Genomic DNA, 3,922 nt, shown 5'->3' with positions numbered 1-3,922 from the left:
GGCCCGCGCCGCCTGGCCGACGCCGACGCCAGGCTCGCGGCGCTGACCGCGCGCGTCCGCGAGGACATCGCCACCACGAGCCACGCCCGGGATTGGATCCCGCGCGAACCCGGCTCCGCGCAACTCGACGTGCTCGTCATCGGGGGCGGTCAGGCCGGGCTCGGCACCGCCTTCGCTCTCGGCCGTCAACGGATCGACCGGGTCCTGGTGGTGGACGACGGGCCCGCCGACCGGGTGGGCTGCTGGGACCGGTACGCACGCATGCACACCCTGCGCAGCCCCAAGCACATGCGCGGCATCGAATTCGACGTCCCGTCGCTGCACGTACGCCGCTGGTTCGAGGCGGTCTACGGCGAGCAGGCGTGGCAGGAGATCGACCTCGTGCCGCGCCTGGACTGGAACGACTACCTGCGCTGGTACCGCGCGGCGGCGGGGATCGGGGTCCGCCACGAGACGCGAGTGACGGCCGTGCACCGACCCGCCACGGCGGATGGGCCCTTCGTCGTGGAGGTGACCGCGGCCGACGGGGCCACTCAGACACTGACCGCCCGGCGGATCGTGTTCGCTCTCGGCCTCAGCGGCGGCGGCGGGCAGCGGGTCCCGGAGATGGTCCGCTCGCTGCCGCGCGAGCGCTGGTTCCACACCGAGGACCCGATCGACTTCGAGGCCCTGCGCGGCCGGCGGGTCGCCGTCCTGGGCGGCGGAGCCTCCGGGTTCGACAACGCCGCCACCGCCCTCGACCACGGCGCCGCGCGAGCTGAGGTGTTCGTGCGACGCGACACCGTCCCGGACTCCAACCCGCTGCGGTGGATGGAGTTCCCCGGCATGCAGGAACGCTTCTACGACCTCGACGATCGTGCGAAGTGGGACTTCACCCTCCTGAGTGGGGGCTTGCCGCAGCCGCCGACCCAGCACACGGTGTGGCGGTGCTTCGCCCACCCCGACTTCGCCCTGCACACCGGCTGCGGCTGGGACTCGGTCGCGGTGGTAGACGACGGCGCCGGCGGGACCGAACTCGCGATCGACACCCCCGGCGGCCGATTCCACGCCGATGTGGTGATCGCCGCGACCGGGTACGAGGTCGATCTGCGACTGCGGCCGGAACTCTCGGAGTTCGTCGACGACATCGCCCTCTGGGCCGACGTGCACGACTACGCCTCCGAACACCCGGCGGGACGCAACCCCTACCTGGGACCGGGTTTCGAGTTCACCGAACGCCGACCGGGCTCCGCGCCATGGGTGGCCAGACTGCACCACTTCTCGACCGGCGCGCGCACGTCCATGGGCGTCACCGGCAACCAGTTGTCCGGCATCTACGGTGGTGTCGGTCGTATCGCGGGGGCGATCACCACCGCGATCACCCGCGAGAACTGGGACCACCTCGCGGACGACTTCGCGGGCTTCGAGTTCCGCGAGGTCCGGTCGATCGGCCCGCACCGCCCCGACGACGGTTGGTATCCGACGAGCCCCCGCTATTGACGGCCCCGCCATCAGAACGGTGGCTCATCGTCGATCGCCGAGGACCGCGGCTGGTCCTGCTGGGGCCGGTCATCCTCCGGCGGTGCGGAGCGCGACGGGCGCCCGGTACGGTCCTCCTGTCGACGGTGGTGAGCCTGGGCCCGCAGCCTGCTGCGCTCCGCCGCGCGGCGGTGACGCAGATGGGGTCGCTTCCGCGACACCGGCGAGCCCTCGCCGGTCCTACCGGTTTCGGCCGCCTCCTGCTGCCGACGACTGGACTCCGGGTGGCGTGGCGCGGCGAGCGCGGCCAGTGGTCCACCGGGGACCGTAGTGATGCGCGTCGCCGGATCGGCCGCCGGGTGATGGGGTCCGTGGAGCCAGACGTAGGCCCCGTCAGTGTCCCGGTAGTAGGCCCAGATGCCGTCGGTCTTGAGTCGGTGGTGGAAGCGGCAGAGGGAGCCGAGATCGTCGGACGTGGTGTGGCCGCCGCACTCCGGGTTCCCGTGGTCGAACGGGATGATGTGGTCCAGGTCGGTCTTCTCCGCGGGCGTCTGACAACCGGGGAAGACACAGGTGCCGTCACGGCCCTTGCAGAAGCGTGACACCGCCTCGGAGGGCGCGTACCGCCGGGCGGCATCGGAGTCGGGGGCCGCGAGGTCTGCCAGTGAGTCGATCCGGCGACGAGCGCTGCGCTCCAGCTCGTCAGCGGTGTGACCGGTGATCGGACCGTACCGGGCCAGCGTGAGGCCCCGGTTGTCCGCACTGCCATCGTCGTACGCGTAGATGGTCACCCGGCGGGCAGCGGTCTGCCCGTCCGGATCTCCGGGGTGTTCACCGTCGACGTCGGGCAGGCAGGCCCACCCCCGACTCAGCGCCAGCAGACCGGCGGCGCGCAGCTCGCCGAGAGACCGCGGGTCGTCCTCGGAGGCGGTACGGGCGAGGGCCTCGATGCGCTCGGCTATCTCGACGGCGGTCTCAGCGGTGAGGTGCGCTGTGATGAGAGCCCTGTCGTCGGCGAGCGGCACCATCTCGACGTCCAGGTCCCGCCGTGCCTCTCTCGCCCTGGCATCGGCGCCGACCGGGTCGCACGCCGAGACGGTCTTGGTGAGCATTTTTCGTAGCGGGCCGAGTCTCGGTGGGTGGGTGCGGCGTCTGGTGGGAGCCAGTGCCTCACTGATCCGCCTGTCGAGTTCGGGCATGAGCTCGTCGGCGACCATCGCGGTCTCCTCGGCGATCGTGTGGGCGGCGAGGATGCCGATCCATCCGGTCGTGAGCAGGGCCGCAGTACGCGGAAGGCGCTCGGTCAGCTCGACCGCGGTGGTGACCAAGCGGGACGCACCGTGGCGGGACAGGGCCATCGCGGCACTGATCATCGAGGCGGCGGTCTCCCACGGGTCCCGGTGTCGGTCGCGCTGACCCGCGACCCGGACGCAGTCGTAGGCGAAGGCGACGGTGCGCCCCTCCGCCGCGTTGATCAGCCGTTGGGCGAGATAGCCCCGCTGTTGATGCGGATCCCACCGGGCGTACGCCTCCGGAACGATCACGTCGACGGCGGGACCCGTCGCTGTGGTGAACCCCTTAGGCGGCACGAACGGGCCGGGGGCATCGGGGACGATCGCCGCATGGGAGGCGGAATCATGGGCGTCGGACTTGGAGGTGCTCGTCATGGTTCGACCATATGTTCTAGGTCTGACATTGCGGGCAGGGAGACTGGATCGAACACGCGAGCGAGTGTCATCTCATTACGGAGGAGATGCCCGGCCTCGTCGTCGTCGCTGATCACCGCGGCGCCCGCTGACCTGCGGTGCCCTGCGCACCCTCCGCAGGGCACCGCAGGTAGAGGGCATGCGTGGTGCGGGCGGTCTCGGGGGAGTGGTGGGTCCGGGTCCGGGTTTTGGTTCGGTGAAGGGTGTGGCGCTGTGGGCGGTGCACGGTCTTGGGCGTTCTGACCTGGGGTGCCCTGCTCGGCCACCGCAGGGCGCCCCAGGTCGGCGCGCGAGGGAGGGCGCCGGGGCGGGGATGTCCCAGGGCAGTGAGGTGGGTGGTCGTGGTGGTCGTGCTGGTCAGGCGCAGGTCGGGCGGCCCGGTCGCGGTCAACCCGGTCGGGCGACGATGAGGCACGCCTCGCCGCCGTCGGGGACGTACCAACGGTGGGGGAGGGTGCCGTTGTATCTCGCGACGTCGCCGGCCTCGAGCCGGGTGAGGGAATCGCCGACCTCGAGCAGGACGGTGCCCCGGGTGACGTAGAGCCATTCCTGGCCGGGGTGCTCGAAGAACCGGCCCGGGACGTGATTGGTCTCCACGAACTCGAGGAACTGTGTGCCGCCCGGGCCTCCGGGCAGCAGCCGGGTGTGGCCGCCGACCGTCCCTTCCGCACGGGTCAGGGTGGCGCCCTCGGTGGCGCGTTGGACGTCGACCCGCTCGGGGTGGGAAGGGCCCCGGCCGGTGCCGCCGGGGTCGCCGG

3 protein-coding genes are annotated in these 3,922 nt (G+C 71.7%); 1 reads left to right on the top strand and 2 read right to left on the bottom strand.

The genetic code is table 11. The features are described 5' to 3' along the window. Positions 1-1,479, top strand: a 1,479-nt coding sequence (locus G6023_RS01220; RefSeq protein ID WP_241727598.1) for a SidA/IucD/PvdA family monooxygenase, incomplete at its 5' end; no start/stop codon positions are given. A gap of 11 nt (positions 1,480-1,490) precedes the next feature. Here the strand turns inward: G6023_RS01220 and G6023_RS01215 are convergent. Together G6023_RS01215 and G6023_RS01210 are read right to left on the bottom strand one after the other, a co-directional pair. Next, positions 1,491-3,125: an HNH endonuclease signature motif containing protein gene (locus G6023_RS01215; protein ID WP_187699853.1), complete on the bottom strand. Its 1,635-nt coding sequence runs from the start codon at positions 3,123-3,125 to the stop codon at positions 1,491-1,493. Positions 3,126-3,551: 426 nt separating this feature from the next. Continuing rightward, on the bottom strand, positions 3,552-3,922 hold a 371-nt coding region (locus tag G6023_RS01210; RefSeq protein ID WP_182633876.1), incomplete at its 5' end, for a cupin domain-containing protein.

The sequence above is a fragment of the Dietzia sp. DQ11-71 genome (assembly GCF_014144995.1).
GTDB lineage: Bacteria > Actinomycetota > Actinomycetes > Mycobacteriales > Mycobacteriaceae > Dietzia > Dietzia kunjamensis.
The sequence above is the reverse complement of the archived record's forward strand: the minus strand, read 5'-3'. Positions and strand labels throughout refer to the sequence as shown.